Raw genomic sequence first — 5305 nt, 5'->3', positions numbered from 1 at the left:
AATGTACCTTGTAACTTATCATCTAATAGCATGTCTTAAACTTGTATTATTAAAATTACTATCCAGCGGCTGTTCGCCATATAAGCAAATATAGCAGCCGATAACTTCGTGAGAAACTGAGAGATATTATGAAACGAATCTTTATTCCTATCCTTACTGCAGTTGCCACTTTTTTAGCAGTTAGTTCTACTTCTGCTGAAGAAACTCGTCATATCAAGATAGCAAAACCATCGTTATTGGTTATTGTCACATCGGATGATGCTCAGGTGCAGCTAATGTCAATGGTGCTCACTATGCAGTCAGCGAAGCAAGGAGCTGAAACCAACGTATTGCTCTGCGGTGCAGCTGGTGACATGGCACTACGTGATGCGCCTAGCAGTGTCACTACAGGGCAACCACCAATGAATATGAGTGCACAAGGGTTAATGAAGACAGTTATGGAAAAAACCAAAACTACAGTCGAAGTTTGTGCCATTTATCTTCCGGGTAAAGGGCTTGATAAGTCTGCGCTAATTGATGGTGTTGCCGTAGCAGACCCTGCAGCCATTGCTAAATTGATGGTTGATAAAGATACAAAAATAGCCAGTTTTTAATGAGAAATCAGTAGCTTAAGAGTTGATTAGCTTAAGCGCTCCATAGAAAGGACAAAACATCTGCTCTTATGTCCTTGTTTTATATCTATATATTTTAATTAACTATTCTGAATGGTATAGAAGGACATAGGAGATCATTATGAAACGACATTCAAGTAATCAAAACAGTATATCGAATCAAGACGCGTTGGCAGCGCATCCCAATCGCGCTGACGATAACAAACAACCAATAGTTTCAAGATTATTTAATCGTCGTCAATTGATTGGTGCAGGCATTGCAACTGGAGCAGTTATAGGCAGCATGTCACTGAATGGCTGCGTATCGTCTCCCACAGCTCAAGAAAAAGTTAATATTGTTATTGTCGGTGCTGGTATTGCAGGATTGGCTGTTGCCAATAGATTGAGTCGTCAACTTCCCAACGCAACCTTGACTATACTAGACAGTCGACAAGCTCACTATTATCAACCTGGCTACACTTTGTTAGCCACAGGCGTCTGGAATAATACCGACAAGGTTATAGACAGTAACGCCAACCTTCTTCCTGCAGGAATAAATTGGATACAAGAAAATGCCCGTGAGTTTTCACCGGATAACAATCAGGTAATTACTGAGAGCGGCAAAAAAATTGGCTATGACTATCTAGTGGTAGCAACTGGCTTAAGATTAGGTTTTGAGAAAATAGAAGGTCTTAATATTCAAGACTTAGGCACTGATGGCATTGGTAGTGTTTACCATAGTCCAGAAATTGCTATAAAAACATGGCAACAAATAGATGCCTTTCGTCAAAAAGGAGGGCGCGCCGTAATGACGCTAGCACATACTGACATGAAGTGTGCAGGTGCGCCATTGAAAATGACCTTTATGCTGCATGACAGACTCATACAAGCAGGTACACGACAAAACAGTGATATTCAATTTTTTAGTCCGCATCAGACGGTATTTAGCGTGCCTGTTGTAAACGAAAATATATTATCACGCTGGGCATCTTATGATCCACCAATTGGCGCAAACTTTGAGCAACGCTTAACTGGCATCGATAAATCAGCAAAAGCTGCCTATTTCACGGATTCGGAGGGCAGTCAAAGTCGACAAGACTATGATTTTATTCATGTTGTACCACCCATGTTTGCGGTAGACAGTATACTAAACAGCCCCTTAGCCAATAAAAATGGTTGGCTTGACGTTGATAAATATACGCTACAACACAAGCGCTATGAAAATATTTTTGGGGTCGGTGATATTAATGGAACGCCAAAAGGTAAAACAGCCGCAACCGTTAAGCTCTCCGCACCCATAGTGACGAACAATCTTATTGAGGTAATACAAGGCAAGGCACCCAGTCAAAAATTTGATGGATATACCTCGTGTCCGTTGTTAATCAAAGAAGGTGAGGCAATGCTTGTTGAGTTCGATTATGAAAATAATTTAACCCCAAGTGTGCCTTTGGTTAACCCGTTAAAAGAAAGCTATTTCGCATGGTTTCTAGAAGAAATGATGCTGAAACCTGCTTATATGGCTGTTGCCAAAGGTCGAGTTTAACCTCGTATAGTACAGATAGTCAGTATCTTCATAAGTTTCAATGAGCTGGCTACCGTTTATATAAGCGAGGACTTTTACTAAGTTTCGCTAACATTTGCAAAGGAGCTGTCATGTTACTTTTAAATCAAGCATTTATGATGTTGTGGGAAGCTATATTAGAGAATGCGATGCTGGTCGGTACATTATTTCTATTATTACTGATCACATGGAGTTATTGGGGCATTGTAGGTAGGCATCAAAAGCTAGCATATCGTTTTACCACTGTACTAGCAGCTATTGCGGCAGGGATTGGCTTTTTTACTTTGCCATTATTTTTTAATTCTAGTTTAGGAAGTCTCAATTATTGGGTAGATTGGGCCTTCCATCTGGCAATGGTGGCAGCATTGTTTGTTTATGCTTATGTGGTTATATTGCCACTGATAACCGGACTGTCTGGGTTAACCAAGCATAGCGCTTCATATCCATAATAAAAAGTGCTAAATAATCTAAATTGGATCGTTTAACAATGCAAATTACTGAAATACCTGTAGCACAGGCTCAAGTTGCTTGTCATAAAGCAGATATCATTATTGATGTCAGAGAGCCTGCTGAATATGCTGCGGGACATATAAAAGGCGCAATATCAGTACCTCGTGGCATACTGGAATTTAGAATTTCTGACCTACCAGCTATCAAGGGTGCTGATACTGAAATCCTACTATATTGTCAAAGCAGTGGACGCGCGGCGCTAGCAGCTCAGTCACTAGCAGAACTTGGCCATACGCAAGTGGCCTCAATTGCTGGAGGTTATGAGACATGTCTTGAAACGGACATACCAATAACTATGGCAAATGAAGGTATTGATTTTTATTAATTTATTTGGACAGATACCGCATGGCTGACTATTAGAGACTGTATGGTCAATGAATTTGGAATAGAGCAAGTTTATATAATTCATGATTACTCTAAAATTTTCGAGTTTTTTGCCCCACTGAGCCTTGGATTACGATTTTTTCCTGAGTAATTGAAGAGACAAGGTGCTCTTTATAGTCGTGCGCAGAATAGACTCTCAGCGCACCTGGTAAAGAGAATAGCTTACGGCGCACAGAGTTATAAAAGTTATCGGCATTACTGTGCTAAAAGTCAATTCGGCCATACCATTCAATAAAAAGAATATCACTATTGAATATATGCTCCTTAAAGAGAAAAACGAAATTTCTTGCAGTATTCCCCAAAATATGCGATGCGCGTAAGGTAATGTCAGCAGCTTTGAAGAACAAATAGTTAACCTAGCAAAACATCTTTAATCCTTTCTCATTGTTCATCATGTATTGCATGTAGTCTTGATATAGTCGATGAGCTCGTTTTACTATACATAGAGCTAACATAACTTATCCCAAGAATTAGACATACTACTATCAGTATGTCCTGCAATTTAACATATAGATATGTAATCGGATATTATATTTTATAATAAGGATATTCCAGTGAAGAAATTATTTAAAATTAATCATACTTCTTATTTGATTGCTACCGCTTTAACTATTAGTGCAGTAAGCATAACAGCATGTAGTGAAACAGAGGTTAAAGCGGTTGACAGAGTAGAAGAAGCTGAAGCTTTAGCACGAGTTAAATCACTTGAGTCACAAGCTGCAGCAATTAAGAAAGATATGGCCTCAAATCCAAGCACTAAATTGACTGTCAGTATGCCTGACGAGTCTACTATTCCAGATGACGAGTTTGGCGCAGCTGTGCGTCGCGGCTTGCAAATTGCTAATCATACTTATAAAGAGTTGCCCGACAATGTTGGCAACCAATTAAATTGTACTAGCTGTCATTTAGGTAATGGCTCAGAAGCTTACGCTGCTCCTTGGAATGGTATGCCAGGTATCTATCCTATTTACCGTAGTCGTGGTGGTCGTGTCAACTCAATTCAAGAGCGTATTAACGGGTGTTTCGAACGCTCAATGAACGGCAAAGCGCTTGACCTAGGTTCAGATGATATGAATGCAATGGTGTCTTATATGAGCTGGCTATCACAAGATTTGCCATACGGTGTCTCACCCGAAGGTCGCGGCTTTGTAAAAATAGATAAAAATTTGGAGCCTAACACAGATAATGGCAAAAAATTATTCGCTGAAAAATGTAGTGTTTGCCATGGTGAAAATGGCGAAGGTCAATATAATGATGATAGTTCTTACGTTTATCCAGCAGTAGCTGGATAAAAGTCTTTTAACGATGGCGCAGGTATGGCACGAACATACACAGCAGCTGCTTTTATCAAAGGTAAGATGCCTTTTGGACAAGGTAACTCTCTTAGCGATCAAGAAGCAGTCGATATTGCTAGTTACTTTACTCACTTACCACGCCCTGTAAAAGCTAATAAAGATAAAGACTGGCCCAATGGAGATGCGCCTAAAGACGTACGTCGTTAATAAAGTTTGAGCTATGCTGAAGAAACAGTAGAGATAAACTTGAGAGACTTCAATTACATATTTTAATGATCAAAATCAAGCCATCTCTATTACAGTCTTTTCAATATAGCTCATTTTTTACACGTTTATTATTTTACAGTAATCATTAGGCTATCTAAGAATTCTATGCTTACATACTATAAAGATGCTGGGCTCTACTATAGCTTTGCATTAAGACTCTCTCTGTCATAGCGAGTTAAGTAAATTTCTAATTAACATCATCGAATCAATAGATCTCACGAGTAGTCGTTGGCATACTGGCATTATCTAACCCTAAGTGCCGCACAACTGAGGAACGCACTTGCTCGTCATTTAGCGTCTCATCTTCAATCTCAGAAGTTTTGACAATTTCTAAAGTCACCGCATCTGACTGTGCCTCAACATTCAGATCGAACCTTAGCGTCAGCAATTTTCCTAGTAAACTGCCTTGTCATATCCGCACACGACTGACGAGTGGCAATAGCTTTTTGTCCGACCATTGCCATTCAGTCCAATTTGAGTGCTCATGAATATAGGCAATATGCTTTATATTTTCCTCAAAGATATGCAGATATAAAACTATTAACCTCTTCATATTATGCAGAGAATAAGCAATAGAAACAGCACCTGCGAACTTTAAAACTAGAGAAGTGATATTAATAATAGACGCAATAAAGAGAAATTTTTAATAAGAATACGCGGCTTTTTGTTATAAGCAGTGATTGGGTAGAGGTAAAAAT

Annotated in this window: 6 protein-coding genes and 1 pseudogene; 6 read left to right on the top strand and 1 reads right to left on the bottom strand. The window is 39.2% G+C overall.

Features of this window, described 5'->3' with window-relative positions; genetic code table 11:
* The first annotated feature begins 128 nt into the window (after positions 1–128).
* The 6 genes from QL982_RS13970 (at position 129) to QL982_RS13945 (ending at position 4547) form a co-directional block, all read left to right on the top strand.
* Positions 129–593, top strand: a complete 465-nt coding sequence (locus QL982_RS13970) for a hypothetical protein (RefSeq protein WP_290165744.1) — start codon at positions 129–131, stop codon at positions 591–593.
* 139 nt (positions 594–732) lie between these two features.
* Positions 733–2133 (top strand): FAD/NAD(P)-binding oxidoreductase, encoded by a 1401-nt coding sequence (locus QL982_RS13965; RefSeq protein WP_240990592.1) that lies wholly within the window; start codon positions 733–735, stop codon positions 2131–2133.
* Positions 2134–2243: 110 nt separating this feature from the next.
* A complete protein-coding gene (locus tag QL982_RS13960) occupies positions 2244–2600 on the top strand; it encodes a hypothetical protein (RefSeq protein ID WP_201548939.1) in 357 nt (118 codons plus the stop codon).
* Between the two features lie 38 nt (positions 2601–2638).
* Positions 2639–2986, top strand: coding sequence for a rhodanese-like domain-containing protein (locus QL982_RS13955; protein WP_201578654.1), 348 nt, complete (start codon positions 2639–2641; stop codon positions 2984–2986).
* Between the two features lie 613 nt (positions 2987–3599).
* Entirely contained in the window at positions 3600–4337 is a 738-nt protein-coding gene (locus QL982_RS13950; protein ID WP_290165748.1) for a c-type cytochrome, read from the top strand.
* 24 nt (positions 4338–4361) lie between these two features.
* Positions 4362–4547, top strand: a complete 186-nt coding sequence (locus QL982_RS13945) for a hypothetical protein (protein ID WP_290165750.1) — start codon at positions 4362–4364, stop codon at positions 4545–4547.
* A gap of 265 nt (positions 4548–4812) precedes the next feature.
* On the opposite strand, the pseudogene QL982_RS13940 reads toward QL982_RS13945, so the two are convergent.
* Positions 4813–5004: pseudogene (locus QL982_RS13940) on the bottom strand (DUF4172 domain-containing protein); the annotation flags it as partial.
* Positions 5005–5305 lie beyond the last annotated feature (301 nt).

Origin of the sequence: Psychrobacter sp. 5A.1, assembly GCF_030407455.1 — a bacterium.
Lineage (GTDB): Bacteria > Pseudomonadota > Gammaproteobacteria > Pseudomonadales > Moraxellaceae > Psychrobacter.
Note: the sequence above shows the minus strand (reverse complement) of the source record. Positions and strands in the feature narration are given on the sequence as shown.